The sequence below is a fragment of the Ruegeria sp. CDSC002 genome (genome assembly GCF_059610905.1).
In genome coordinates this window covers 362,517-387,100 of record NZ_JBXWOM010000002.1, presented here as the reverse complement: position 1 = coordinate 387,100, position 24,584 = coordinate 362,517, and the positions used below count along the sequence as shown (strand labels likewise).

Genomic DNA, 24,584 nt, shown 5'->3' with positions numbered 1-24,584 from the left:
GTGAAACATTCAGATTTCGACGTGATTGTAATTGGCGCTGGCCATGCGGGTACAGAAGCAGCTCATGCGGCAGCGCGTATGGGTGTTAAGACAGCACTGGTCACATTGTCCGCGTCAGATATAGGCGTCATGTCTTGTAACCCGGCAATTGGTGGGCTGGGTAAAGGCCATTTGGTCCGTGAAATTGATGCCCTGGATGGTGTCATGGGACGTGTTGCCGATCAGGCCGGCATTCAATTCCGCTTGCTTAATCGACGCAAAGGACCAGCCGTTCAAGGTCCCAGAACACAGGCAGATCGTGCGCTATACCGCGCGGCCATGCAGAAAGAGACGAAAAAACAGACAAATCTTTTCGTCGTTACCGGGGAAGTTGTCGATTTCCTGATGGACGGGAACCAAGTTTCAGGTGTGAAACTGGCCGACGGTTCTGAAATCAAGAGTAAAACGGTTATCCTGACGTCGGGAACCTTCTTGCGCGGTGTCATTCATATTGGTGATGTATCTCGGCCCGGCGGTCGTATGGGTGATCGCCCGTCAGTCAAATTGGCAGAACGGCTCGACAGTTTCGAGCTACCCCTGGGGCGTTTGAAAACAGGAACACCGCCGAGGCTGGATGGTCGGACGATTGATTGGAGTGATCTGGAACAGCAAGACGGGGATGATGACCCAACCTTGTTTTCATTCTTGTCAACAAAGGTGATAGCCCCACAGATTTCCTGCGGAATCACGCATACAAACGCGCGGACGCACAAAATCATTGAAAAAAACTTGTCTCGATCGGCGATGTATGGCGGACATATTGATGGGGTGGGCCCCAGGTATTGCCCATCCATCGAAGATAAGATCGTACGTTTTGCTGATAAGGAATCACATCAGATTTTCCTGGAGCCCGAAGGTGTCGATGATCACACGATCTATCCGAACGGGATTTCGACCTCTTTACCTCAGGACGTGCAGCTTGAGTATGTGCGTTCAATCAAAGGTCTCGAGGTGGCAGAGATCCTGCAGCCCGGTTATGCGATTGAGTATGACTATGTGGATCCGCGTGTTTTGACATCGACTCTCGCACTACCAGATGTCGAAGGACTATATCTAGCAGGGCAAATAAACGGAACCACAGGATATGAGGAGGCAGCTGCGCAAGGCTTGGTTGCGGGGTTGAATGCTGCGCTAAAGGTGCTTGACCGGGAACCGCTGCATTTTACACGTGCTGACAGTTATATCGGCGTGATGATCGACGACCTGACAACACGCGGTGTTGTGGAACCTTATCGCATGTTCACGTCACGCGCAGAATTCCGTTTGTCACTACGTGCGGATAATGCAGACCAGCGCCTTACGCCAATTGGGCTGGAAATCGGCTGTGTTGGCGGTGAGCGGCGCAGCATGTTTTCAAGCAAGATGGAGAGGTTGTCCGCCGCAAAGTCCCAGCTGACAGAAAAAACCTATACTCCAAAAGAAGTTCGAGCAGCTGGTATCAATGTCAATCAAGATGGAAACCGCAGGGACGGGATGGCTATTCTGGCATTCCCGGATGTTCACTTTGGTGATCTTGTTCCTCTGATGCCCGAGATTGAGAGTGTTGAGGAGGAGATCCGTCTGCAAGTAGAGCGGGACGCTTTGTACGCAAACTACATTGCCCGGCAACAAAAAGATGTTGAGGCAATGAAACGCGATGAATCATATGAGATTCCACGGGGTTTCGACTATTTTTCGATGGAAGGGCTATCTTCTGAAATGAAGCAAAAGCTTTCAAATGCAAAGCCGGAGAACATTGCACAGGCGGGGCGTGTCGAAGGAGTTACCCCTGCGGCACTGACGTTGTTATTGGCTAAGCTTCGACGCGATCAGAAGGTCCGCAAGGTATGAATGGGACCACTATTGATGATTTGGATGTTTCACGTGAAACATTCGAGCGTCTCACAACCTATGTAGAGCTTGTGAAGCGGTGGAACCCGAAGATTAATCTTGTTTCACGGAAAAGCTTGGATGACATCTGGGTTCGACACATAAAGGATTCCGTACAAGTTTATAAAAGCGCAGGCCCATTCGAAAACTGGGTGGATTTGGGTAGCGGAGGCGGATTCCCCGGGATGGTTTGTGCCATAATGGCCATTGAAGACGCACCAGATGCCCAGTTCACCTTTATTGAAAGTGACCAACGAAAGTCCGCCTTTCTGCGCAACGTTGCACGCGAGTGCGGCGCGAAATGCACTGTTGTTTCCAAGCGAATCGAAGTGGTTGAACCGTTGAGCGCTGATATCCTTTCTGCGCGGGCTCTTGCTGATCTTCCTACGCTATTGTCCTTTTGCGACAGACATTTGAGCAAAAAGGGGCTGGCGCTGTTGCCGAAAGGCGAAAGGTGGAAAAAAGAGCTGGAAGAGGCGCAGGAAGAATGGAATTTCGACGTTGACCCGATTACAAGTTTAACTGAGCCTCAGGCCGTTATCCTTAAAATCAAAGGAGTATCACGTGGTTGATTTGTCTCGTCCCTCAGGGCCCCGGATTATTGCGGTAGCCAATCAGAAGGGCGGGGTTGGGAAAACCACAACAGCGATCAACCTTGCGGCCGGCCTGGCTGAGGCTGGATGCAAAGTGCTGGTTGTCGATCTTGATCCTCAGGGGAACGCGTCCACCGGATTGGGGGTCGAAGATCGGGATTGGACGACGTATGATCTGATACTGGATGACGCGCCTTTAGAGGCGGTCGTTCAGGAAACCGAAATCGAGGGGTTGTTTGTTGTCCCGGCGACGGTTGATCTAAGCTCGGCGGATATTGAGCTGATATCCAATGAAAAACGCAGCTATCTGTTGCATGACGCACTGCGGCAAACCGCAATCGACAAGTTTGACTTGGATTTCGTGCTAATCGACTGCCCGCCTTCACTAAACCTTCTGACCGTCAACGCTATGGTTGCTGCACATTCTGTCCTGGTTCCGTTGCAAAGTGAGTTCTTTGCGTTGGAAGGATTATCGCAATTGATGCTGACCATCCGAGAGGTGCGCCAAACCGCGAATCCGGACCTTAGAATCGAAGGTGTTGTGTTGACCATGTATGACAACCGCAACAACTTGTCCCGTCAGGTCGAAAAAGACGCGCGTGACAATCTGGGCGAGATGGTATTTAAAACCAAGATACCCAGAAATGTGCGGGTCAGCGAGGCTCCGTCTTACGCGTTGCCGGTTTTGCAATACGACTCGGGATCACTGGGGGCGATGGCTTACCGGCACCTGGCCCGGGAAGTCATGCACAAGAACAAGAAAGTCGCCGCCTAAGCGACAGTGAGGAGGGCACCGTGGCCGCCAAAAAAACAAAACCCAGAGGTTTGGGCCGGGGGCTTTCCGCTTTGATGGCGGATGTGACGCAGGATACCGGGGGGCTTATGCCCACAGACCCGCGCCGTCCGGATATGAAAGTCCCGATTGAAAAACTGCGAGCGAACCCGAACCAGCCACGTAGAACCTTTCAGCAAGAGCGATTGGATGAACTTGCGGCCTCGGTCAAGGAAAAGGGCATCATTCAGCCGCTGATCGTGCGTGAGGTTCGCGGCGGCGACTATGAAATCGTGGCGGGCGAACGCCGCTGGCGAGCGGCTCAGATGGCGCAGCTGCATGATATCCCGGTTATCGTGCGGGATTTTGACGACACCGAAGTTCTGGAAGTCGCCATTATCGAGAATATTCAACGCGCAGACCTGAATGCTGTCGAAGAGGCCGCGGGTTACAAGCAGTTGATGGACCGTTTTGGTCATACACAGGAAAAGCTGGCCGAGGCATTGGGTAAGAGTCGCAGCCATATTGCGAACCTTTTACGTTTGCTGTCATTGCCTATGGACGTTCAGAAGCTTGTTGTTGAAGGAAAACTGTCTGCCGGTCATGCCCGGGCGCTAATCACAGCTGAAGACCCCTCTGAGTTGGCGAAGATCGTCGTCAAGGACGGGCTGAGCGTGCGTGCGACTGAAGCGCTGGTGAAAAAACAACAGCAGGGGGATGCTCCTCAGGCGGCGCCGCGGTCCAGAAATCTGAATGCTGGCAAGGATGCGGATACGCGCGCGTTGGAGAAGGATCTTTCGGCCATTCTGGCGATGAAAGTAGCCATCAACCACAAAGCGGGATCGGAAACGGGGCAGGTCGTGCTGACCTACGAAAACCTTGATCAATTGGACGATCTTTGCGCCAAGCTCAGCCGTTAGGGCGGGTCCAGATAAAAATCATAACCCCGCTAAGGACAACTGCCTGAATGATCAGGACGTGGCTTGGAAGCGCAAGAACGACAGACAATCCAAAAACGGCGGCAACCGACAGGGTGGCCGCCTTTTTTGCGGCCGGACGAATGGCGCCCGAGCGTTGCCAATCCAAGATCATCGGCCCGAAGGTTCTATGACTGACCAGCCAAGTGTGCAGTCGGGAGGAAGATCGGGCAAAAAAGAACGCGGCTAGCAAAAGAAACGGGACCGTCGGCAGCAGCGGCAACACAATGCCGACAACAGCCAACCCGACGCAGATCAATCCCATTGCGGCCCAGAGGTACTGCATCGCTTATCCCAATAACTCTCGAATGACCGCATTCAGGACTGCGCGACCATCTTTGGTGGCGATCAATCGGCCGTTTGATCGGTGTATCATACCCAGCTCTTCCAGGTCTCTCAGTTTGTTTTCTGGCAGTGTGAGATCGGAAAGTGCATTGAAACGATCAACATCTAGTCCTTCAGAAATTCTCATACCCATCATAAGGTATTCACTTGCCTGATCTTGCGTAGATAGCAATGATCTTTCTTTCTCGCCGTTTCCTTTTTCAACAGCACTGAGCCAGGCGTTGGGTGACAGATAGGTCTCTGTCGCTATCTTCTGGCCGTCCAGCGTAATACGCCCGTGCGCGCCGGGTCCGACACCGACGTAATCTCCGTAACGCCAATAGATCAAGTTGTGCCGGGATTCTGCCCCCGGACGGGCATGGTTGGAAACCTCATAGGCGGGCAGGCCGTGGGCTTCGCAGATCTCTTGTGTGGCCAGATACATGTCGGCGGCGTGGTCATCCTTGGGCAGTCCACGCAGCTTACCAACTGCATACCGGTCCCCAAAGGCGGTGCCTTCCTCAATCGTCAATTGATAGAGCGAGAGGTGATCGATGGCCATCGACAGCGCCTCGGTCAGTTCTGCTTGCCAGGCCTTCGGGGTTTGATGCTGACGTGCGTAAATCATGTCAAAGCTGACGCGGTCAAAGCAGTCGCGGGCGATATCAAATGCGGCGCGGGCCTCGGAGACCGTGTGGATACGACCCAATCGGCGCAGGTCCTCGTCATTCAGGGCCTGAACGCCCATGGAAACTCGGTTCACACCTGCATCGCGATAGGCGGCAAACCGGCCTGCCTCGACCGATCCGGGGTTGGCCTCAAGCGTGACTTCCATGTCATTTGCAGGGCGCCAAAGCTTGCGCGCCTCGTCGATAATGGCTGCCACCGTTTCTGGTGCCATAAGGGACGGCGTGCCGCCACCAAAGAAGATCGTGCTTAAAACCCGATCTGGGGTTTCAGATGCCGAGCGGTGCAGTTCAGCTAAATAAGCTTTAAGCCATTGTTTTTGATCAATATTTTTCGAAACATGGCTGTTGAAATCGCAATAGGGGCACTTAGCCTCGCAAAAAGGCCAGTGCACATAGAGGCCGAAACCTCCATGCCGCCAGTCATCCACCGAAACAGCCTTGAACAAAGGCATTTACGGCGCGTCCGCGATGGCTGATTTTGTGTTTTTCCGCCGGAACCATTTCCGCACAGGTCACATCGTGCCCGTCCGGTTGGAACATCGGGTCATAACCGAAGCCGTTTTCCCCACGGATGGGCCAGACAAGCTGACCGGGCATGACGCCCTCAAACACTTCGTCATGACCATCAGGCCAGGCCAGGACCAGCGTGCAGCGAAATTGTGCAGTGCGGGGATGAGGCGCCTGTGCGGCCTCGAGCTCATCATGTGCGCGGGTCATCGCCATCAGGAAATCGCGGCCATTGCCGGTTTCTGCCCAATCGGCGGTGTAGACACCGGGCGCGCCGTCCAGCGCGTCGATCGTGATTCCGGAATCGTCCGACAGGGCAGGCAGGCCGGTAGCTTGTGCCGCCGCATGGGCCTTGATCCGGGCGTTACCGACGAATGTATCTTCGGTTTCTTCCGGTTCCGGCAGGTTCATCTCTGCCGCGCCAACAACCTTCACGCCGAAGGCCTCAAGGAGATGGGTCATCTCCTCAAGCTTGCCTTTGTTGTGCGTGGCCACCAGCAGCCTGTCGCCGTCGAACTTGCGGGTCATGCCGTGGCTGCCTTTTGGGCCGCAACCAGCTCACCCACGCCTTTTTCTGCCAGATCCATCAGCTGGTTCATTTGATCACGGCTGAAAACAGAGCCTTCGGCGCTCATCTGCACTTCGATCAGTTTGCCTGATCCGGTCATGATGAAGTTACCGTCAACACCAGCTTCGCTGTCTTCGGGATAGTCCAGGTCCAGGACAGGTTGGCCCGCGTAGATGCCGCAGGATACGGCCGCGACGGGATCGACCAGCGGGTCGGAAATGACGTCACCGGTTTTCATCAGTTTGTTCACGGCCAGACGCAGCGCCACCCAACCACCTGTGATCGAGGCGCAGCGGGTGCCGCCATCAGCCTGGATAACATCGCAGTCCACGGTGATCTGACGCTCACCTAACGCAACCCGATCCACGCCTGCGCGTAGCGAACGACCGATCAGGCGTTGAATTTCTACGGTACGGCCGCCTTGCTTGCCACTGGCCGCCTCGCGCCGCATGCGGGTGTTTGTTGCGCGGGGCAACATACCGTATTCGGCAGTAACCCATCCCAGGCCCGAGCCTTTGATGAACGGTGGCACGCGATCCTCAATCGTGGCGGTGCACAGGACATGGGTATCGCCTATTTTGATCAGGCAGGAACCTTCGGCATGTTTGGTAAACCCCGTTTCGATTGAAACGGCGCGCATTTCGCTTAAATCTCGTCCTGAGGGTCGCATGGAAAATCCTTTGTTTGCTGGGTTGGGGATAACGTCCCCGTGCCTTAGGATGCAACCCCGATTGACCTTTCAGATGTCTGCGATTTAATGCCAATCCAGCAGAGGATTGCCGATGAGCGAAGCAAGTAGAGTTCTGGACGAAATGAATGACCGGTCACGCGAGGTGTTCCGGTTGATCGTCGAGAGCTATCTGGACAGCGGCGAACCGGTCGGAAGCCGCTCGCTGACCCGCACATTGTCGGAAAAGGTCAGCGCCGCCACCGTACGCAATGTAATGCAGGATCTCGAATTTTTGGGTCTTCTCGACAGCCCGCATGTCAGTGCAGGCCGGGTGCCCACGCAGATGGGTCTGCGGATGTTCGTCGATGGGTTGCTGGAAGTGGGTGATCTTGGTGTAGACGATCGGCAGAAGTTAGATGAAACACTAGGCTCTAACGCGGGTGATGTGGGCGGGATGCTGGACCGAGTTGGTTCGGCCTTGTCACACGTGACACATGGCGCATCGCTGGTTCTGACCCCCAAGCAAGAGTCCGAGATCAAGCATATAGAGTTCGTGTCTCTGGCCCATGACCGCGCTTTGGTGGTTCTGGTTTTTGCGGACGGGCATGTGGAAAACCGGCTATTTACGCCTCCGCCGGGACAGACACCCAGTTCGATGCGCGAGGCGGCGAACTTTCTGAACTCTCTGATCGAAGGACGAACGCTCAGCGAAGTGTTGCGTCAGATGCAGACCCAGATTACCGCGCGCAGGCAGGAAATTGATGTATTGGCGCGCGAGATGGTCGAAAGCGGCATGGCGGCCTGGGATGGGGACGGGACAGACTCGGCCCGTTTGATCGTGCGCGGGCGGGCGAATCTGCTGGGGGAGCCAGGCGAAGCCGAGGAATTGGACCGAATCCGAACGTTGTTTGACGACCTGGAGCGAAAGCAAGACATTGCTGAATTCCTCGAATTGACCGAAGAAGGCGAGGGTGTGCGCATTTTTATCGGCTCAGAGAACAAACTTTTCTCACTTTCGGGTTCCTCTTTGGTGGTGTCTCCATATATGAACGCTGATCGAAAGATAATTGGTGCGGTTGGGGTCATCGGACCCACTCGTCTGAATTATGGGCGGATCGTGCCGATCGTGGATTATACGGCGCAACTGGTCGGCAAACTGATTTCCGACCGGAGCTAGAGGGTAAGAGATGGCAGAGCCCAAAAACGAAGAATTTCTGGACGATATCGCAGCCGCCGAGGCGGAAGAGCTGGCCGAGGAATTTGCTGAGATCAGTGAAGAAGCGCTGGAACTTGATGCGCTGCGTGCTGAGCGGGATGATTTCAAAGACAAGTTCATGCGCGCGCTGGCGGATGCGGAAAACGCGCGCAAGCGGGGTGACCGGGCGCGCCGCGATGCGGAACAATATGGCGGATCGAAACTGGCCCGCGACATGCTGCCGGTTTACGACAACATGAAACGTGCGCTTGAAGCCGCGACCGATGAGCAGAAAGAAGTGGCAGGACCCCTTCTGGAAGGCGTGGAACTGACCATGCGTGCGCTGAAGGACGTGTTCCAAAAGCATGGGATGGAAGTGATCACGCCCGAAGTTGGCGACCGGTTTGATCCCAACGTGCATGAAGCGATGTTCGAGGCCCCGGTGCCGGGTACCCGTGCAGGTGACATAATACAGGTGTCCGCAGAAGGCTTCATGTTGCATGATCGCCTGCTGCGGCCGGCGCAGGTTGGGGTGTCGTCTACTCCGGCAAGTTAATTGGCTTCGTTGAAGCCAAGCCTTGGGCGAGAGTATTTTTGAAAAGATGAAGGGGCGGTCAGGTTTTGGCCGCCTCTTTCAGTTTGTAGATCAGGTCGAGTGCTTCTCGCGGGGTAAGCTCATCCGGCAGAATATCGTCCAGCATGCCGGTTACCGGAGAAGCTTTGGGCGCTGGTGGCGGCGGTGGCGGGGCGGCTGAAAACAAAGGCAGATCGTCGATCAGGGTCTTTTGCTTCCCCCCTTCACGTTCGGTTTTTTCAAGTTGGTCCAGCACGATACGAGCACGTTCAACGACTGAAGCTGGCAGTCCTGCCAATTGGGCGACCTGGACACCATAGGACCTGTCAGCCGCGCCTTTGTGAACTTCGTGCAGGAAGATCACTTCGCCTTCCCATTCTTTGACAGCAACGGTGGCGTTTTCCACGCCTTCCAGTTTGCCGGCAAGTGCGGTGAGTTCATGGTAATGGGTTGCGAACAGGGCGCGACATTTGTTGGAGGCGTGCAGATGTTCCAGCGTGGCCCAGGCGATGGAGAGGCCATCATAGGTGGCCGTACCGCGACCGATTTCATCAAGAATAACAAGAGCGCGGTCATCAGCCTGATTGAGGATGGCGGCGGTTTCGACCATTTCGACCATAAAGGTCGAGCGTCCGCGAGCCAAATCATCCGACGCTCCGACGCGGCTGAACAGTTGGCTGACTAGCCCGACATGCGCCTGTTCCGCAGGCACGTAACTGCCCATCTGGGCAAGCAGGGCAATCAGGGCATTCTGGCGTAGGAAGGTCGATTTACCGGCCATGTTGGGACCTGTCAGCAGCCAGATCGCCGCGCCTTTGTCAGCACTGAGATCGCAATCATTGGCGATGAAGGCGTCGCCGTTTTGCTGGCGCAATGCCTGTTCGACCACCGGGTGTCTTCCGCCCTGAACATCGAACGCGCGTGAGGCATCAACTTGCGGGCGACACCAGTTTTCACCACGCGCCAGATCGGCCAGAGCAGTGGTCAGATCCAGTTCAGCCAAACCGCGCGCTGCTTGGTTGAGACGTGCGGCCTTATCCAGAATTTCGCCAGAAAGCGTTGCATAGAGCCGTTTTTCGATCTCAAGCGCCAAGTTTCCGGCGTTTAGAATGCGGGTCTCGATCTCGGACAGCTCCACGGTCGTGAACCGGACCTGGTTGGCGGTTGTTTGACGGTGGATATAGGTCTCAGAAAATGGTGGGTTCAGCATTTTCTCGGCATGGGTGGCCGTAGTTTCGATGAAATAGCCCAGCACATTGTTATGCTTGATCTTCAGTGACGTGATGCCGGTGTGTTCCGCATATTTCTGCTGAAACCCGGCAATGACGGAACGACCTTCGTCGCGTAGGGTGCGGGCTTCGTCCAGTTCGGCATCATAACCCGGGGCGATGAACCCGCCGTCCCGGGCCAGCAATGGGGGTTCGGCCACAAGCGCTTCGTCAAGCAGGTTCAGCAGGTCGTCAAAACCGACCAGATTTTGCAGGGCGGTGGCTAGAAGAACCGGCAGGTCTTGACCCGCGCAGAGTTCGGCGATTGCAGCGGCTTGTGTCAGACCGTTGCGAATGGCGGTCAGATCCCGTGGGCCACCCCGATCCAGTGACAGGCGGGACAGCGCCCGGTCCAGATCCGGGGTTTTGCGCAAAGCCTCGCGCAGGTCTGATGTGATCATGCTGTCTTCGGCCGCAAAAGTTACAGCATCCAGCCGCCCATGGATGACGTCCAGATTGCGGGATGGGCTGGAAAGCCGTTGATCCAACAGCCTTGCGCCACCCGGTGTGACGGTGCGATCCATCACAGATAGCAGCGAACCAGCGCGGCCACCGGACAGGGATCGGGTCAGTTCCAGATTGCGCCGTGTGGCAGCGTCGATCTGAACGACTCGGTCCTCAGATTCTTTCAGTGGGGTTTGCAGAAGCGGCAGTTTGCCTTTTTGCGTGATTTCCAGATAGTCGATCAGTGCGCCCATGGCGGAAATCTCAGCCCGGCCGAAACTGCCAAACGCGTCCAGTGCGCCCACGTGAAACAGCCCGCATATGCGCTTTTCCGCCGCAGTGCTGTCGAAGCTGGCACGCCCGATTGGGGTCAGCGAGATACCGAGATCCATAACGGGTTCGTTCAGTTTGTCCTGCACACCATCGGCCACGATCAACTCGGATGGTGCCAGCCGGGCCAGTTCGGGACTGAGGCGCACTGAGGTCAAAGGCATAACGTGAAACGCGCCAGTTGAGATATCGGCCCAAGCCAGCGCGGCCTCATCGCGAACCTCGGCATAGGCGGCCAAGAAGTTGTGGCGGCGAGCCTCGAGCAGGGCATCTTCGGTCAAAGTGCCAGGCGTTACGAGGCGCACGACATCGCGCTTTACGACTGATTTAGAGCCTCTTTTCTTCGCTTCAGCCGGGCTTTCCATCTGTTCGCAGACGGCCACGCGAAACCCTTTCCGGATCAGCGTCAGCAGATACCCCTCGGCCGCATGGACCGGTACGCCGCACATCGGAATGTCGGTGTCGTTATGCTTTCCGCGTTTGGTCAAGGCGATGTCCAGCGCTTCGGCGGCGTTGACGGCGTCCTGAAAGAACATCTCGTAAAAGTCGCCCATGCGGTAAAACAGCAAGGCATCGGCATGCGCCTCTTTGATTTCGAGATATTGCGCCATCATCGGCGTGACTGTGGACAAGGCTGACCCCTTTTGGCGTATTCCGGTCGCGACCTTACAAATCCACCCATCTCGACGAAAGGTGAAAAGTATTCTCGTTGAGGCGCGCGCCTGCCTGCGCTATGAGGCAAAAGTCCCGCAGATGTAAAGAAACGACCCATCACATGCCCAAAGCGAAGATCACCAAAGAAGAGGCGCTGGCCTTTCACCTCGACCCGACACCCGGCAAGTGGGAGGTTCAGGCCACCGTTCCCATGACGACGCAGCGCGATCTGTCGCTGGCTTATAGCCCCGGTGTCGCTGTTCCATGTGAAGCTATCGCCGAAAACCCAGAGACTGCTTACGACTACACCAACAAGGGCAATCTGGTTGCGGTGATCTCGAACGGCACGGCCGTTCTGGGCCTTGGAAATCTGGGTGCGCTGGGTTCGAAACCGGTGATGGAGGGCAAATCAGTCCTGTTCAAACGGTTCGCTGATGTGAACTCGATCGATATCGAGCTGGATACCGAAGACCCGGACGAATTCTGCCGTGCTGTGCGTCTGATGGGACCGACCTTTGGCGGTATCAACCTGGAAGACATCAAGGCGCCCGAGTGTTTCATCATCGAACAGCGCCTGAAGGAAGAGATGGACATCCCCGTCTTCCACGACGACCAACACGGCACGGCGGTGATCTGTGCGGCGGGTCTGCTGAACGCGCTGCGTATCTCGGGCAAAAAGATCGAAGACGTGAAAATCGTGCTGAACGGCGCGGGTGCGGCGGGTATCGCCTGTATCGAGCTGCTCAAGTCGATGGGCGCAAAACACGAGAACTGCATCGTCTGCGACACCAAGGGCGTGATCTACCAAGGCCGGACCGAGGGCATGAACCAGTGGAAATCGGCCCACGCGATCACCACCGAGTTGCGCACATTGGAAGAGGCGATGAGGGGCACGGACGTATTCCTTGGTGTGTCGGTCAAAGGGGCAGTGACGCAGGATATGGTTGCCAGCATGGCGGACAATCCGGTGATTTTCGCCATGGCAAACCCGGACCCGGAGATTACGCCAGAAGAGGCGCATGAGGTTCGTGTTGATGCCATCGTCGCCACCGGGCGCAGCGATTATCCGAACCAGGTGAACAACGTTCTGGGCTTCCCTTACTTGTTCCGCGGCGCGCTGGACATTCACGCCCGCGCTATCAATGACGAGATGAAGATCGCTTGCGCCCATGCACTGGCCAATCTGGCGCGCGAGGATGTGCCGGATGAGGTTGCCATGGCCTACGGCAAATCTCTGACCTTTGGCCGGGATTACATTATCCCGACGCCGTTCGACCCACGCCTGATCCACCGTATTCCGCCCGCCGTGGCGAGGGCCGGGATGGACACCGGAGCAGCTCGACGCCCGATCATTGATATGGACGCCTATGAGCTGAGCCTGAAATCCCGCATGGACCCGACCGCCAGCATCCTGCGCGGCCTGAACGCCCGCGCACGTCAGGCGCAAAGCCGGATGATCTTTGCCGAAGGCGACGATCCACGCGTCTTGCGCGCGGCGGTGATGTATCAGCGATCGGGCTTTGGCAAGGCGCTGGTTGTTGGTCGTCCAGACGATGTGAAGGAAAAGCTGGAAGCCGCCGGTCTGGAGGACGCAGTGCGCGAGCTGGAGGTGATTAACGCCTCCACAACCACGCATCTCGAAGCCTATAAGGATTTCCTTTACAAGCGTCTGCAGCGCAGTGGTTTTGATCGCAAGGATATCCATCGTCTGGCCGCGCGGGATCGCCATGTGTTCTCTTGCCTGATGTTGGCGCATGGTCACGCCGACGGCATGGTCACCGGTGCAACGCGGAAATCGGCACATGTGCTGGAACGCATCAATCATGTGTTTGACGCTGATGCCGAACATGGGGCCGTTGGTGTGACGGCGCTGTTGCACAAGGGTAAAATCGTTCTGATTGGTGACACGCTGGTCCATGAATGGCCGGATGAGCATGATCTGGCCAATATCGCCGAACGTTCGGCCTCGGTCGCGCGGCATTTGGGGCTAGACCCACGCGTTGCCTTTGTCAGCTTTTCCACCTTCGGCTATCCGGTATCTGAACGGGCTGAGAAAATGCACGTAGCGCCCGAGATTCTGGATAAGCGCGGCGTCGATTTCGAATATGATGGCGAGATGACCGTGGATGTGGCGCTGAACGTGGAACAGCAAGAGGCTTATCCCTTCTCGCGTCTGACGGGCCCAGCCAATATCTTGATTGTACCCGCACGGCATTCGGCCTCGATCTCGACCAAGCTGATGCAAGAGATGGGCGGCGCGAACGTCATTGGCCCGATCCTGACCGGTGTCGATAAGCCGATTCAGATCTGTTCGACTGGCTCGACAGCAAATGACATTCTGAACATGGCCATTCTGGCCTCTTGCGATATTGGATAAACCGTGACGATCTGGAACCTAGGCTCGATCAATGCGGACATGGTCTATGCCCTGCCGCATCTGCCCACTGCCGGTGAAACCCTGGCCGCTTCGAACTTGGAGCGGTTTCTGGGTGGCAAAGGGGCCAACATGTCCGTTGCAGCGGCGCGTGCCGGATCGCGTGTGGCGCATATCGGCGGCATTGGGCCGGACGGGCGCTGGGCCCTGGATCGCATGACCGAATATGGCGTCGACACCCGGTTCATTACCGAGGTCGACGTACCTACAGGTCACGCGATCATTGCGGTGGACGAGCTGGGTGAGAACCAGATCATTCTGTATCCCGGCGCGAACCACGCCATCGAACAGGATCAGCTGGGACAGGCCTTATCGCAGGCTGTTCCCGGTGATCTGCTGGTTATGCAGAACGAGACCAACGCGCAGGTCGAAGCCGCGCGTATGGGCCGTGATCTTGGACTGACCGTCTGCTATGCCGCCGCGCCGTTTCAGGCTGATGCCGTGCAGGCGGTGCTGCCTTATCTGGACTTCCTGATCCTGAATGAAGTCGAAGCAGAACAGCTGCGCGAAAGTACGGGCCAATCCATCGCTGAATTACCTGTTAAGCATGTACTGGTCACGTTGGGGTCTAAAGGCGCGCGCTACCTACCCAAGGATGGTGAGGCACTTGAGATTTCGGCACACAAGGTGAAAGCCGTGGACACGACCGGCGCAGGCGATACCTTCACCGGTTACGTTCTGGCCGGAATGGACCGCGGGTTGCCGATGCCGCAGGCGATTGCACAAGCAAATCGTGCCGCGGCCCTGATGGTCACGCGGCACGGCACGGCAGATGTTATTCCCGACCTCAAAGAGGTGCTGGAAGCCCGGTTCGGTTAGGACCCGGCGAATGGTGCGTTGCTACCCCAGAGCTGCTTGACGCGCGCATCCCGACCGCAGGCTTTGCGGTAGGCTTTGTATGCGTTTTTCTGGCGTTTCGGACCAAAGCGGGTAAGCACCAGCTTGTCGCCCTTATAGTAATCCTGATGGTAAGCTTCGGCCGGGTAAAAGGTGCCCGCGTTCAAGATGGGGGTAACTACGGTTTGACCCAGCGCCTGCTGCGCATTGGCTTTGGCTTTCTGCGCCAACGCCTTTTCGCCTGTGTTAGAGACAAAAACAGCAGTGCGATAGCTGTTGCCGCGATCACAGAATTGGCCACCCGCATCGGTTGGATCAACGGAACGGAAGAACATGCTCAGCAGCGTTTCACGGGAAACCCGCGAAGAGTCGAAGGTGATCTGAACAGCCTCGTAATGTCCGGTGCCACCTTTCGTCACTTGGTCATAAGTCGGATTGGCTGTCTTACCGCCGGTAAAGCCGGATACGGCGCCAATCACGCCGGGAACCGATTCAAAATCGGATTCAACACACCAAAAACACCCTCCGGCGACGGTCAGGGTTTCAGTGCCGGCAGCTGGCGCGGGCAGGGCACGCAGCATCGCGGCCAGTGTGATCAGGACAAACAGAAGCGACGGTTTAACGAAACAGAGGTATGTGGTCCGGGTCATGGCAGATCTCCTTCTGAGATCAGGCTGCCCCTACTTTTCTGCCGTTGCAATCCGCTGACATGGTTTGTCACGCGCTGGTGAGACGAGTTTATCGGCGCTTACCCCAGCAACTGTCCCAGTTTCATCGCCACACCCATATTGCCCGAGATCTTGAGCTTGCCCAATGCCACGCCGGTCATTGGGTTCAGCTTGCCGGTCAGCAGTTTGGTCAGGTTTTCCTGTGAAATTCGTATTGTGCAGTCTGTATCCTGATCTTGCGTCGTCGCTTGATTGTCGATCAGCACGATCACCCCGTCATCACCGCAATCGAACTTGAGAGAGCCGTCAAACGTCTTGTCTTTCAGACCTTTTTGAATCCCGTCAGCGATGTCCTGAAGCATGGTCTACCCTTTCCCTGTTGACCCTTGCGTAAAGAAAAAGGGACGAAACAGGCAAGGGTGACGCTACTGGAACTGACTGGTCAGCGAAGACAAAGAAAAACCCGGCGCCCTCTTGGACACCGGGTTCGTCATCCAACAATGGCGTGACTTACTTGGACAGACGCTTTTCGCGCGCGGCCAGCAATTTCAGCCGCAGGGCGTTCAACTGGATAAATCCGGCTGCGTCTTTCTGATCATATGCCCCGGCATCGTCTTCAAAGGTCACGTGTTCCTCTGAATACAGCGAGTGATCCGACCAGCGGCCAACGGTCGATGCCAGACCTTTGTACAGTTTCACGCGGACGGTGCCGGTGACGTGTTCCTGCGACTTGTCGATCGCAGCTTGCAGCATTTCGCGTTCGGGTGAGTACCAGAAGCCGTTATAGATTGCTTCCGCATATTGCGGCATCAACTGGTCTTTCAGGTGCATCGCGCCACGGTCCATGGTGATCGACTCGATACCACGGTGCGCTTCCAGCAGGACGGTGCCGCCAGGTGTTTCATAGATGCCGCGCGATTTCATGCCAACAAAGCGACCCTCGACCAGATCCAGACGGCCAATGCCGTGTTTGCCGCCATATTCGTTCAGCTTGGTCAGAATGGTTGCGGGGCTCATCGCTTCGCCATTGATGCTGACCGCGTCGCCTTTTTCGAAACCAATCTCGATGAATTCAGGCTCGGTCGGCGCATCCTCGGGGTGAACCGTGCGCTGATAGACATAGTCGGGCGCCATATCGGCAGGGTCTTCCAGAACCTTACCCTCGGACGAGGTGTGCAGCAGGTTGGCATCAACCGAGAAGGGTGCCTCGCCGCGTTTGTCCTTGGCGATCGGGATCTGGTTCGCTTCGGCAAATTCCAACAGCTTGGTCCGGCTGGTCAGGTCCCATTCGCGCCAGGGCGCGATCACCTTGATGTCGGGGTTCAGCGCGTAAGCCGCGAGTTCGAACCGCACCTGATCATTGCCCTTGCCGGTTGCGCCGTGGGCAACCGCGTCGGCACCGGTTGCTTCGGCAATCTCAACCAGACGTTTCGAAATCAGCGGGCGCGCGATCGAGGTGCCCAGCAGATACAGGCCCTCATACTGCGCATTGGCGCGGAACATGGGGAAGACAAAATCGCGGACGAATTCCTCGCGGACATCCTCAATAAAGATATTCTCGGGCTTGATTCCCAGCATCTCGGCCTTTTGGCGCGCTGGCTCAAGTTCCTCACCCTGACCCAGATCGGCAGTGAAGGTTACGACCTCACAACCATACTCGGTCTGCAGCCATTTCAGGATGATCGAAGTATCAAGGCCACCGGAATAGGCCAGAACAACTTTCTTGGGCGCGGACATCTGACTTCCCCTTATTCATAAGACGATTGGCCCCTAACGGGTTTTGTGAGCGGGGGCAAGTTATCTGCGTTGACCCGGCGCCGGAATTGAGGTGAAACGTTCGTCTATAAAACAAGGATTGGTTGAGAGGGCAGTTTTCGGATGTTGGGTTGGAGAATTTTTAAGCACGCGCTTAACATGATTTTTAATGATTTTGGTACTGCGTTGCGAGTGTCGTCCCCGTTAATAGCGGTTTCCCTGTTCGGGGTTGTGCTTTTCATCGTAAAAGGGTCGGAATACGTCACCGGAGGACAGGGTCAGTTCGAGGGTGTCTTGCTGCTTGGGCTTCTGAGTTACATTGCCACCTTATGGGTTGCTGTTTCTTGGCATCGCTACTGTCTGATGGAAGAGTATCCAGAAAAGACAATCCCGGATTTTAATGTTTCACGCATTTTAGGGTATTTCGGGTGGGGTCTTTTGTTAGGGTTGATCCTCTTAGGTATGGTAGCCCTATTGTTCGCCGTTGTTTACGCCGCCGGCGGTTTTATAGCAGGATCGCTGTCATTGTTTGGCGGCGTTCTATTGGGTGTCGGGCTGATTTTTACTATTTGGGTCACTCAGCGTCTGAGCCTGGTTCTTCCCGCAAGCGCTGTGGGAAAGCCGATCAGATTTGATGACTCGTGGCGTGCTACGCGGCCTATTGCGACAGCAATTCTTATCGTTTTCCCGATTTTGGGCGCGTTTGGTTTTGCTATTGGTCTTGTTGTAGGGTTCTTAGGGGTCTTCTCGGCACTATTAGGGTATGCGCTTCAGGCCATCGTAAATTGGATGATCGCAATGGTAAGCCTGAGCGTTCTGACAACCATGTACGGTCTTTGTGTCGAAAAGCGCGAACTCGCCTGACTCGCGTACACATATGTACTCCTTGCCCTTTCGGCGGTGATGCGGCACTGAAACGTTCATGACCGATTTCATGACCCGCGCCCGCGCCGCCGAACAGGTGATGCGTTCTGTTTTTCCGGCAACGCCGTTGCAACGGAATGCCCATCTGTCCGACCGCTATGGCGCCGATATCTGGCTTAAGCGTGAGGATCTCAGCCCGGTGCGGTCTTATAAGATCCGCGGCGCGTTCAATGCCATGCGCAAGCAGCAAGGGCAGGATCTGTTCGTCTGCGCCAGTGCGGGCAATCATGCGCAGGGTGTTGCCTATATGTGCAAACATCTGAACGTACGCGGTGTCATTTTCATGCCTGTGACCACGCCGCAGCAGAAAATCCAGAAGACCCGGATTTTCGGCGGCGACAACATCGAGATTCACCTGACCGGAGACTATTTCGATGACACGCTGGCCGCCGCGCAAGACTGGTGCGCCCGGCAAGGTGGGTACTTTCTGTCGCCCTTTGATGATGAGGACGTGATCGAAGGTCAGGCGTCCCTAGCGGTTGAGATTGAAGGACAGCTTGGACGGGTTCCCGATCATGTCATCTTGCCAGTGGGTGGTGGTGGCATGTCGTCTGGCGTGGCCGCATGGTTCGGGGATCGGACGCATTGTCTGTTCGTGGAGCCGGCGGGTGGCGCCTGTCTGCGCGCGGCTTTGGCGGCGGGCCATCCGGTGGCTCTGGATCACGTAGATACATTTGTCGACGGCGCGGCAGTAGGTCGGATCGGTGAAAAGCCGTTTGAGCTGTTGAAATCCCGCCATTTGTCCGACGTCTTGGTTCTGTCCGAAGATCGCATCTGTACCACCATGATCGAAATGCTGAACGTCGAGGGCATCGTTCTGGAACCAGCGGGGGCCTTGGCGGTCGAGGCTGTGGGCGACGTGCAGAGTTTTATCCGGGGAAAAACCGTGGTGTGCGTCACCTCAGGCGGCAACTTTGATTTCGAACGCTTGCCTGAGGTCAAGGAACGGGCGCAGCGTTATTCCGGCGTCAAGAAATACTTCATCCTGCGCCTGCCACAACGTCCGGGTGCACTAAAAGAGTTTCTGGGCATCCTGGGCCCCGAAGACGATATTGCCCGCTTTGAATACATGAAAAAGTCGGCGCGCAATTTCGGGTCTGTGCTGATCGGTATCGAAACGCGAAAGCCTGAAAATTTTGTGCGCCTGTTTGCGCATCTTGATGATGCGGGTTTTACCTATACCGACATCACCGAAGACGAAACGCTGGCGCAGTTCGTGATTTGAAGCCACGATCAATTTGTGTGTCTCTCCGGCCTGTTCAATTCTCATTTCGATTTCTGGAATTGCCGGGAAATGTAGCGTCGCGAACAGGAAGAAGCCACGCTGACATTCGCTAAAGACTGCCGAGCCCCGCCTTAAATTCGGCGGTTGAGCGTTCAAAAATGCTGAGGATATTGGCAAAGTCGACCGCCTTGCTGTCCCCTTGTGCCGATTGTCGTTCCCCGTCCTGACACAGCTTGGCCACAGCCTCGAATCCAAGGCTCAGCGCGCTACCTTTTACGAAATGCAGGTTTTGTTCAAACTCTGTGCGGGCGGTGTCGTTCCGAAGCCGGGTAAGGGCTTCGTTCACCTCGTCAAGGAAGATCTGCACCACTTCATCAAACTCATTGGCGCCAACCTCGTCCCTTAGTTGCCGGACCCTGGACCAGTTGATCATGCCATCCTCGCTTTATCTGCCCGGGGATTTGGTACCGCGGAACCGGTAAAGAGCAGGTTAAGCGGAATGAATTTCGGCTTTCACCCATTGTTAAACTGCGGCGCGATAGGGTCTTCCCATTCCGATAGGCGCCGCTGGGTAGAGGGTTAAGGTGACAAGGGTCAGTCAGGCAGACAGTGGATCAGATCTGGATTTTGGTGTGATCCAAAAGGTGCTAGTTGTCGATGACAGCCGCCTGCAGCGCCGTATTCTGGTCGCCTCGCTCAAAAAATGGGGCTTCGACGTGCTTGAGGCCGATAGCGGCGACGTTGCGATTGAAATGTGCGGGGCGGACGCGCCGGATCTTGTCCTCAGCGATTGGGTTATGCCGGGGATGAGCGGGCTGGATTTCTGCAAGGCGTTCCGCGCCTTGGACAACAAGCAATACAGCTATTTTATCCTTCTGACCTCCAAAAGCGAAAAGCAAGAGGTGGCGCGTGGTCTCGATGCCGGTGCGGATGATTTTCTGATCAAACCGCTTGAGGCAGATGAGCTGCGAGCGCGTATATCAGCTGGTGCGCGTATTCTGGATATGCAGCGTGAATTGTCCAAGAAAAATCAGATGATCGAAACCGCGCTTGAAGAACTGCGCGTCGCCCATGACGCGATCGACAAGGACCTGATCCAGGCACGCAAGATACAGGAATCGCTAGTACCCGATCTGACGCGCGATTTCGGCAAGTCCCGGGTCAGCATGCTGCTGAAACCCTGCGGCCATATCGGCGGCGATCTGGTGGGGATGTTCTCTCCGGGTGTGAACAGGCTTGGGTTTTACAGTATCGATGTGTCCGGGCATGGCATCACGTCTGCGATGATGACTGCACGCTTGGGAGGCTATCTGTCCAGCAATCATTTTGATCAGAACGTGGCGATGGCACGGAGGTTCGACAAGTTTTATGCTCTGCTGCCACCGGAAGAAGTTGCCGAAACCCTGAACTCGCGACTGATGGCGGATACGGGGATCGAAGAGTACTTCACGATGGTCTATGCCATCGTAGACTTGCGCAACGGGCATGTGAAAATGGTGCAGGCCGGGCACCCTCATCCGCTGTTGTTATGTCAGGACGGCAGAACGGAATTTCTGGGCGAGGGCGGGTTGCCTATTGGATTGCTGCCGGACGTCACGTTTCAGCGGACCGAATTCTACATGCAACCCGGCGACAGGCTATTGCTGTATTCTGATGGGTTCACAGAATGCAGTCTCGCCGACGGTGGCCTGCTGGACGAGGATGGCTTGCGGCAGATGGCGCTGGATTGCGGGCCGGATCGGATCGGAACGGAATTCCTGGACGATATGTTCTGGCGGCTGACGCAAGCGATGGCACCTGGCCGAGGTATGGATGATGATGTTTCGGCTGTTTTCTTTGAATACAATGGACACTAAAGCCGCTGTTCATGCAGCCCGGCAAAGTGGCGATCTCCGTCATTGCCCAGCAATTGGACCGCATCGGCGGTGTCCATCCATATGGCTTCATGGAACGGCTCAGACGGTGGACCCATGCGCTGGATGGGACGCGCGCGATAGATATGGCACAGCTTTTCGGCCCACAAATCGTATTCGGGCATATAAGTGAACCGACGAAAAGCGCCGATGCGGCGGGGCGACGCGATCAACCAGCCGGTTTCCTCGAACACTTCTCGGTGCAGGGCAGTGATGGGTGATTCGCCCGGATCAATTCCGCCGCCGGGCAATTGCAGATCGGGTCCGGGTTCTGTCTGACAGGTCAGCAAAAGGCTGCGGCCTCGGGGCAGCAACGCATAAACACCCACCCGGCGTGTATATGTTCGCCCGGCCTGAGGGGTTTCACCAAACCGTCTGATCATGTATGGCCCCTTAAAACCCGAATAGTTCGACCTATATGCTGGCGGTATGCCAACCTGTGGCGTGTAAGGAAACCCCATGTCTCTTGGAACAAAAATCGCGTGGGACGACACCGTCCTGCCCTTTCAACTTGATGTATCGGATATGCGCGGCCGCGTGGCCCGTCTGGATGGTGTGCTTGATGGCATCCTGAGCCAGCATGACTATCCAGAAAAGGTCGAGGCTCTGGTGGCTGAGATGGCCCTGCTGACTGCATTGATCGGCCAGACTGTTGCGCTGCGCTGGAAGCTGTCCCTGCAGGTTCAGTCTAAAGGTCCGGTGCGCATGATTGCGACCGACTATTATGCGCCTCAGCAAGAGGGGGAGCCGGCCCGCATTCGCGCCTATGCCAGCTTTGACCGCGACCGTCTGACCGATGGTGCGCCGTTCGATCAAGTGGGTGAGGGGTATTTTGCCATCATGATCGATCAGGGTGAGGGGACCCAGCCGTATCAGGGGATCACCCCCCTGGCCGGTGGGTCGCTGAGTGCCTGTGCCGAGGCGTATTTCGCCCAGTCGGAACAGTTACCGACCCGGTTTTCGCTGAGCTTTGGCAAATCGACCGAACCCGGCGTTGGCGAGCATTGGCGCGCCGGTGGTGTCATGCTGCAGCACATGCCTAAGGCTTCGCCCTTCGTGGCATCCAGCGAGGGCGACGGAAACATCCTGACGGCGGATGACCTTGTCGATGGTGAAGAAGGTGAAAACTGGGGCCGCGTCAACATCCTGCTGGATACGGTCGACGATTTGGAACTGATCGGTCCGTCGATTGCACCCACGGATCTGTTGGTCCGGCTGTTTCACGAGGAACAGCCGCGGGTATACGATGCGCAGTCAGTGCAATTCGGCTGTACCTGTTCAGAAGACCGTGTTCGTCAGAGCCTGTCGATCTATTCGGCCAAGGACATCGAAAAGATGACCACGCCCGAAGGCGACGTGACGGCTGATTGTCAGTTCTGCGGTGCACATTACGTGCTGGATCCTACTACGGTCGGATTTGATGCTGACAACGCCTGATCCAACTGATCAGCTGCGGGCGGCCTTGCGTCGCCCCGGCAACGGGTCCAGTGATTTTGACCTGAATCCCGATTTTGCCCTACCTGAGGGTCGCAAACTGCGCCCTGCCGGTGTTTTGGTTCCGATTTCAGTAGCAGATGGTGCCCCGCGCTTGATTTTGACCAAGCGATCCTCGGCGCTTAAGCATCACCCGGGGCAGATAGCGTTCCCAGGTGGTAAGCAGGATAACGGCGATGCGGACGTGACTGCCACTGCATTGCGTGAGGCGCGCGAAGAGATCGGACTGCCGCAGGAAATGCCGGAAATTCTTGGCCACCTACCGACGCATGAAACAGTGACCTCATTCACCGTCACACCTGTGGTGGCGATCCTGCGGAAACCTTTCCAACCCGTGCCTGAGCCGGGCGAAGTGGCCGAGGTGTTTTCAGTTCCACTTGCACATGTGCTCAACCCTGCGAATTATATCGTTGAATCGCGCCGCTGGCGCGGACAAAGGCGGTATTACTTCACGGTACCATTCGGCCCTTATTACATCTGGGGCGCAACAGCCCGAATTCTGCGGGGATTGGCATCACGGATCAACGAATGACGCAAATTTCAGAAGACTGGGTGACGGAACCTGCAACGCAACGGGTTTGTGCTGCCCTGACCGATGCCGGATACCAAGCCTTGTTTGTGGGTGGATGTGTGCGCAACGCGCTGTTAGGCGCTCCGGTATCGGATATCGACATCGCCACAAATGCGCGGCCCGACACAGTGGTCGAGCTGGCGCAGAAAGCAGGGCTTAAGGCTATACCCACAGGGATTGATCACGGCACAATCACCGTGGTTAGTCAGGGTATCCCGCATGAGATCACTACCTTTCGCCGTGATGTTGAAACGGATGGCCGTCGCGCCGTCGTCGCCTTTTCGGACAAGGTCGAAGAGGATGCCGCACGTCGCGATTTCACGATGAACGCGATATATGCATGGCCCGACGGGAGAATCTTGGACCCTCTGAACGGTTTGCCAGACTTGCAAGCGCGCCGCGTCCGATTTATCGGCACTGCCGCGAACCGCATTCGCGAGGATTATCTGCGTTCGCTGCGCTATTTCCGGTTTCACGCCTGGTATGGCGATGTCGAGGCAGGGTTCGATCCCGACGCTCTGGCTGCCATTGCGTCCAACTTGGAAGGTCTGGCCGGCTTGTCCCGCGAACGCGTGGGCGCTGAGCTTTTAAAGCTTCTGGGCGCACCAGACCCCGCGCCATCCGTTGCCGCAATGCGCAGCGCCGGAGTACTGGTGCAACTATTGCCGGGTGCTGATGATCGTGCATTGGCCCCGTTGATTGCATTGGAACAGCAGGCAGGCGCTGATCCGGAACCGGTGCGGCGACTGGCGGCGATTGCGCCGCCAGAAGTCGCAAAAACCCTGCGCCTGAGTCGCGCGCAATTGCAGCGCCTGACCCGAATGCGGGATGAGGCGTCCAGCCCGGCTAGCTTTGCCGAATTGGGATTTCGGTACGGTGAAGCAGACGGGCTTCATGAAGCGCTATTGCGGTGTGCCTTTCTGGAACAGCCTTGGTTAGACTCGATAACGCACGATCTCCACGTTGGTGCGGGCGCGACCTTCCCGATCAAGGCAACCGATCTGATCCCCGAGTTTACCGGCCCTGCGCTGGGCCAGAAACTGGCCGATCTTGAGGCGCAATGGATCGCCTCGGGGTTCACACTGGGCCGCGAAGATCTGCTTGGCGGATAAAGGAAGTCTCAAAAGGGGATGACAAGTAAAAGAGTTTATGATTATTTGCCCCTGTCACATGAATGGAGGGATGCGAATGTATTACGGGATCTGGGACAGCTAAGGCTGGAACACTTTGACCCGTAGGGGTGGTGTTCTGGCGCCATCTTTCTTCGCATGACTTACTTTTTGCTCAACC

24 protein-coding genes are annotated in these 24,584 nt (G+C 56.3%); 14 read left to right on the top strand and 10 right to left on the bottom strand.

Annotated elements, in window-relative coordinates; genetic code table 11:
• From mnmG to AC2FJE_RS05910, 4 genes are read left to right on the top strand one after another with little or no spacing between them, the layout of a single operon-like run.
• On the top strand, positions 1-1,869 hold the full coding sequence (gene mnmG / locus AC2FJE_RS05925; RefSeq protein WP_496755506.1) for a tRNA uridine-5-carboxymethylaminomethyl(34) synthesis enzyme MnmG: 1,869 nt from the start codon (positions 1-3) through the stop codon (positions 1,867-1,869).
• A complete protein-coding gene (gene rsmG, locus AC2FJE_RS05920; RefSeq protein WP_058275138.1) occupies positions 1,866-2,480 on the top strand; it encodes a 16S rRNA (guanine(527)-N(7))-methyltransferase RsmG in 615 nt (204 codons plus the stop codon). The genes mnmG and rsmG overlap by 4 nt, the downstream gene beginning before the upstream one ends.
• Positions 2,473-3,276, top strand: a complete 804-nt coding sequence (locus AC2FJE_RS05915) for a ParA family protein (protein ID WP_058279264.1) — start codon at positions 2,473-2,475, stop codon at positions 3,274-3,276. The genes rsmG and AC2FJE_RS05915 overlap by 8 nt, the downstream gene beginning before the upstream one ends.
• A 20-nt stretch (positions 3,277-3,296) precedes the next feature.
• Entirely contained in the window at positions 3,297-4,193 is an 897-nt protein-coding gene (locus tag AC2FJE_RS05910; protein ID WP_058275136.1) for a ParB/RepB/Spo0J family partition protein, read from the top strand.
• Here AC2FJE_RS05910 and AC2FJE_RS05905 read toward each other — a convergent pair.
• From AC2FJE_RS05905 to rph, 4 genes are read right to left on the bottom strand one after another with little or no spacing between them, the layout of a single operon-like run.
• A complete protein-coding gene (locus AC2FJE_RS05905; RefSeq protein WP_496760754.1) occupies positions 4,183-4,536 on the bottom strand; it encodes a YbaN family protein in 354 nt (117 codons plus the stop codon). The two genes, AC2FJE_RS05910 and AC2FJE_RS05905, sit on opposite strands and share 11 nt — an antisense overlap.
• 3 nt (positions 4,537-4,539) lie before the next feature.
• A complete protein-coding gene (gene hemW / locus AC2FJE_RS05900; protein WP_109313872.1) occupies positions 4,540-5,691 on the bottom strand; it encodes a radical SAM family heme chaperone HemW in 1,152 nt (383 codons plus the stop codon).
• Positions 5,684-6,298: an RdgB/HAM1 family non-canonical purine NTP pyrophosphatase gene (gene rdgB / locus AC2FJE_RS05895; RefSeq protein ID WP_282170591.1), complete on the bottom strand. Its 615-nt coding sequence runs from the start codon at positions 6,296-6,298 to the stop codon at positions 5,684-5,686. The genes hemW and rdgB overlap by 8 nt, the downstream gene beginning before the upstream one ends.
• Positions 6,295-7,008: a ribonuclease PH gene (gene rph, locus AC2FJE_RS05890; protein ID WP_058279370.1), complete on the bottom strand. Its 714-nt coding sequence runs from the start codon at positions 7,006-7,008 to the stop codon at positions 6,295-6,297. The genes rdgB and rph overlap by 4 nt, the downstream gene beginning before the upstream one ends.
• Positions 7,009-7,120: 112 nt before the next feature.
• Between rph and hrcA the strand changes: the two genes are divergently transcribed.
• Together hrcA and AC2FJE_RS05880 are read left to right on the top strand one after the other, a co-directional pair.
• Positions 7,121-8,185, top strand: a complete 1,065-nt coding sequence (gene hrcA, locus AC2FJE_RS05885; protein WP_282119790.1) for a heat-inducible transcriptional repressor HrcA — start codon at positions 7,121-7,123, stop codon at positions 8,183-8,185.
• A gap of 10 nt (positions 8,186-8,195) precedes the next feature.
• Entirely contained in the window at positions 8,196-8,759 is a 564-nt protein-coding gene (locus tag AC2FJE_RS05880; RefSeq protein WP_058275130.1) for a nucleotide exchange factor GrpE, read from the top strand.
• 58 nt (positions 8,760-8,817) lie between these two features.
• On the opposite strand, the gene mutS is transcribed toward AC2FJE_RS05880, so the two are convergent.
• The gene (mutS, locus tag AC2FJE_RS05875; protein ID WP_496760769.1) at positions 8,818-11,433 is read right to left on the bottom strand and encodes a DNA mismatch repair protein MutS; all 2,616 of its coding nucleotides are present in this window, start codon (positions 11,431-11,433) and stop codon (positions 8,818-8,820) included.
• 161 nt (positions 11,434-11,594) lie between these two features.
• On the opposite strand from mutS, the gene AC2FJE_RS05870 reads away from it, so the two are divergent.
• Together AC2FJE_RS05870 and AC2FJE_RS05865 are read left to right on the top strand one after the other, a co-directional pair.
• Positions 11,595-13,850, top strand: coding sequence for an NADP-dependent malic enzyme (locus tag AC2FJE_RS05870; RefSeq protein WP_496755504.1), 2,256 nt, complete (start codon positions 11,595-11,597; stop codon positions 13,848-13,850).
• 3 nt (positions 13,851-13,853) lie between these two features.
• A complete protein-coding gene (locus AC2FJE_RS05865; RefSeq protein WP_496755503.1) occupies positions 13,854-14,726 on the top strand; it encodes a ribokinase in 873 nt (290 codons plus the stop codon).
• Here the strand turns inward: AC2FJE_RS05865 and msrA are convergent.
• The 3 genes from msrA to AC2FJE_RS05850 all read right to left on the bottom strand — a co-directional run bounded on the left by msrA (position 14,723) and on the right by AC2FJE_RS05850 (position 17,149).
• Complete coding sequence (msrA, locus tag AC2FJE_RS05860; protein WP_058279255.1) at positions 14,723-15,394, bottom strand: peptide-methionine (S)-S-oxide reductase MsrA; 672 nt, start codon at positions 15,392-15,394, stop codon at positions 14,723-14,725. The two genes, AC2FJE_RS05865 and msrA, sit on opposite strands and share 4 nt — an antisense overlap.
• Positions 15,395-15,492: 98 nt before the next feature.
• Complete coding sequence (locus tag AC2FJE_RS05855) at positions 15,493-15,774, bottom strand: SCP2 sterol-binding domain-containing protein (RefSeq protein WP_496755502.1); 282 nt, start codon at positions 15,772-15,774, stop codon at positions 15,493-15,495.
• 148 nt (positions 15,775-15,922) lie between these two features.
• Positions 15,923-17,149: an argininosuccinate synthase gene (locus tag AC2FJE_RS05850; RefSeq protein WP_282119786.1), complete on the bottom strand. Its 1,227-nt coding sequence runs from the start codon at positions 17,147-17,149 to the stop codon at positions 15,923-15,925.
• A gap of 177 nt (positions 17,150-17,326) precedes the next feature.
• On the opposite strand from AC2FJE_RS05850, the gene AC2FJE_RS05845 reads away from it, so the two are divergent.
• The gene (locus AC2FJE_RS05845; protein ID WP_496755501.1) at positions 17,327-18,031 is read left to right on the top strand and encodes a hypothetical protein; all 705 of its coding nucleotides are present in this window, start codon (positions 17,327-17,329) and stop codon (positions 18,029-18,031) included.
• A 58-nt stretch (positions 18,032-18,089) separates the two neighbouring features.
• On the top strand, positions 18,090-19,316 hold the full coding sequence (ilvA, locus tag AC2FJE_RS05840) for a threonine ammonia-lyase IlvA (RefSeq protein ID WP_496755500.1): 1,227 nt from the start codon (positions 18,090-18,092) through the stop codon (positions 19,314-19,316).
• 109 nt (positions 19,317-19,425) lie between these two features.
• Here the strand turns inward: ilvA and AC2FJE_RS05835 are convergent, their stop codons facing one another.
• Complete coding sequence (locus AC2FJE_RS05835; protein ID WP_058275121.1) at positions 19,426-19,749, bottom strand: Hpt domain-containing protein; 324 nt, start codon at positions 19,747-19,749, stop codon at positions 19,426-19,428.
• 151 nt (positions 19,750-19,900) lie between these two features.
• On the opposite strand from AC2FJE_RS05835, the gene AC2FJE_RS05830 reads away from it, so the two are divergent.
• The gene (locus AC2FJE_RS05830) at positions 19,901-21,172 is read left to right on the top strand and encodes a PP2C family protein-serine/threonine phosphatase (RefSeq protein WP_496755499.1); all 1,272 of its coding nucleotides are present in this window, start codon (positions 19,901-19,903) and stop codon (positions 21,170-21,172) included.
• Here the strand turns inward: AC2FJE_RS05830 and AC2FJE_RS05825 are convergent.
• The gene (locus tag AC2FJE_RS05825) at positions 21,169-21,612 is read right to left on the bottom strand and encodes an NUDIX hydrolase (RefSeq protein ID WP_058275119.1); all 444 of its coding nucleotides are present in this window, start codon (positions 21,610-21,612) and stop codon (positions 21,169-21,171) included. The two genes, AC2FJE_RS05830 and AC2FJE_RS05825, sit on opposite strands and share 4 nt — an antisense overlap.
• 76 nt (positions 21,613-21,688) lie before the next feature.
• Between AC2FJE_RS05825 and hslO the strand changes: the two genes are divergently transcribed.
• The 3 genes from hslO to AC2FJE_RS05810 are packed head-to-tail and all read left to right on the top strand — an operon-like array spanning position 21,689 to position 24,406.
• Positions 21,689-22,666 carry an Hsp33 family molecular chaperone HslO gene (gene hslO, locus AC2FJE_RS05820; RefSeq protein WP_496755498.1) on the top strand — a complete coding sequence of 326 codons (978 nt, stop codon included), beginning with the start codon at positions 21,689-21,691 and terminating at the stop codon, positions 22,664-22,666.
• Entirely contained in the window at positions 22,650-23,255 is a 606-nt protein-coding gene (locus tag AC2FJE_RS05815) for a CoA pyrophosphatase (RefSeq protein ID WP_282170600.1), read from the top strand. Before hslO ends, AC2FJE_RS05815 begins: the two co-directional genes overlap by 17 nt.
• A complete protein-coding gene (locus AC2FJE_RS05810) occupies positions 23,252-24,406 on the top strand; it encodes a CCA tRNA nucleotidyltransferase (RefSeq protein WP_496755497.1) in 1,155 nt (384 codons plus the stop codon). Before AC2FJE_RS05815 ends, AC2FJE_RS05810 begins: the two co-directional genes overlap by 4 nt.
• Positions 24,407-24,584 lie beyond the last annotated feature (178 nt).

Coding starts and splice junctions, on each gene's coding strand:
- AC2FJE_RS05905 (WP_496760754.1), bottom strand. CDS start 4,536: ATGCAGTACCTCTGGGCCGCAATGGGATTGATCTGCGTCGGGTTGGCT.
- AC2FJE_RS05835 (WP_058275121.1), bottom strand. CDS start 19,749: ATGATCAACTGGTCCAGGGTCCGGCAACTAAGGGACGAGGTTGGCGCC.
- AC2FJE_RS05850 (WP_282119786.1), bottom strand. CDS start 17,149: ATGTCCGCGCCCAAGAAAGTTGTTCTGGCCTATTCCGGTGGCCTTGAT.
- rdgB (WP_282170591.1), bottom strand. CDS start 6,298: ATGACCCGCAAGTTCGACGGCGACAGGCTGCTGGTGGCCACGCACAAC.
- AC2FJE_RS05870 (WP_496755504.1), top strand. CDS start 11,595: ATGCCCAAAGCGAAGATCACCAAAGAAGAGGCGCTGGCCTTTCACCTC.
- mutS (WP_496760769.1), bottom strand. CDS start 11,433: ATGATGGCGCAATATCTCGAAATCAAAGAGGCGCATGCCGATGCCTTG.
- hslO (WP_496755498.1), top strand. CDS start 21,689: ATGTCTCTTGGAACAAAAATCGCGTGGGACGACACCGTCCTGCCCTTT.
- AC2FJE_RS05810 (WP_496755497.1), top strand. CDS start 23,252: ATGACGCAAATTTCAGAAGACTGGGTGACGGAACCTGCAACGCAACGG.
- AC2FJE_RS05880 (WP_058275130.1), top strand. CDS start 8,196: ATGGCAGAGCCCAAAAACGAAGAATTTCTGGACGATATCGCAGCCGCC.
- AC2FJE_RS05855 (WP_496755502.1), bottom strand. CDS start 15,774: ATGCTTCAGGACATCGCTGACGGGATTCAAAAAGGTCTGAAAGACAAG.
- AC2FJE_RS05815 (WP_282170600.1), top strand. CDS start 22,650: ATGCTGACAACGCCTGATCCAACTGATCAGCTGCGGGCGGCCTTGCGT.
- AC2FJE_RS05825 (WP_058275119.1), bottom strand. CDS start 21,612: ATGATCAGACGGTTTGGTGAAACCCCTCAGGCCGGGCGAACATATACA.
- AC2FJE_RS05845 (WP_496755501.1), top strand. CDS start 17,327: ATGATTTTTAATGATTTTGGTACTGCGTTGCGAGTGTCGTCCCCGTTA.
- rph (WP_058279370.1), bottom strand. CDS start 7,008: ATGCGACCCTCAGGACGAGATTTAAGCGAAATGCGCGCCGTTTCAATC.
- rsmG (WP_058275138.1), top strand. CDS start 1,866: ATGAATGGGACCACTATTGATGATTTGGATGTTTCACGTGAAACATTC.
- msrA (WP_058279255.1), bottom strand. CDS start 15,394: ATGACCCGGACCACATACCTCTGTTTCGTTAAACCGTCGCTTCTGTTT.
- ilvA (WP_496755500.1), top strand. CDS start 18,090: ATGACCGATTTCATGACCCGCGCCCGCGCCGCCGAACAGGTGATGCGT.
- hrcA (WP_282119790.1), top strand. CDS start 7,121: ATGAGCGAAGCAAGTAGAGTTCTGGACGAAATGAATGACCGGTCACGC.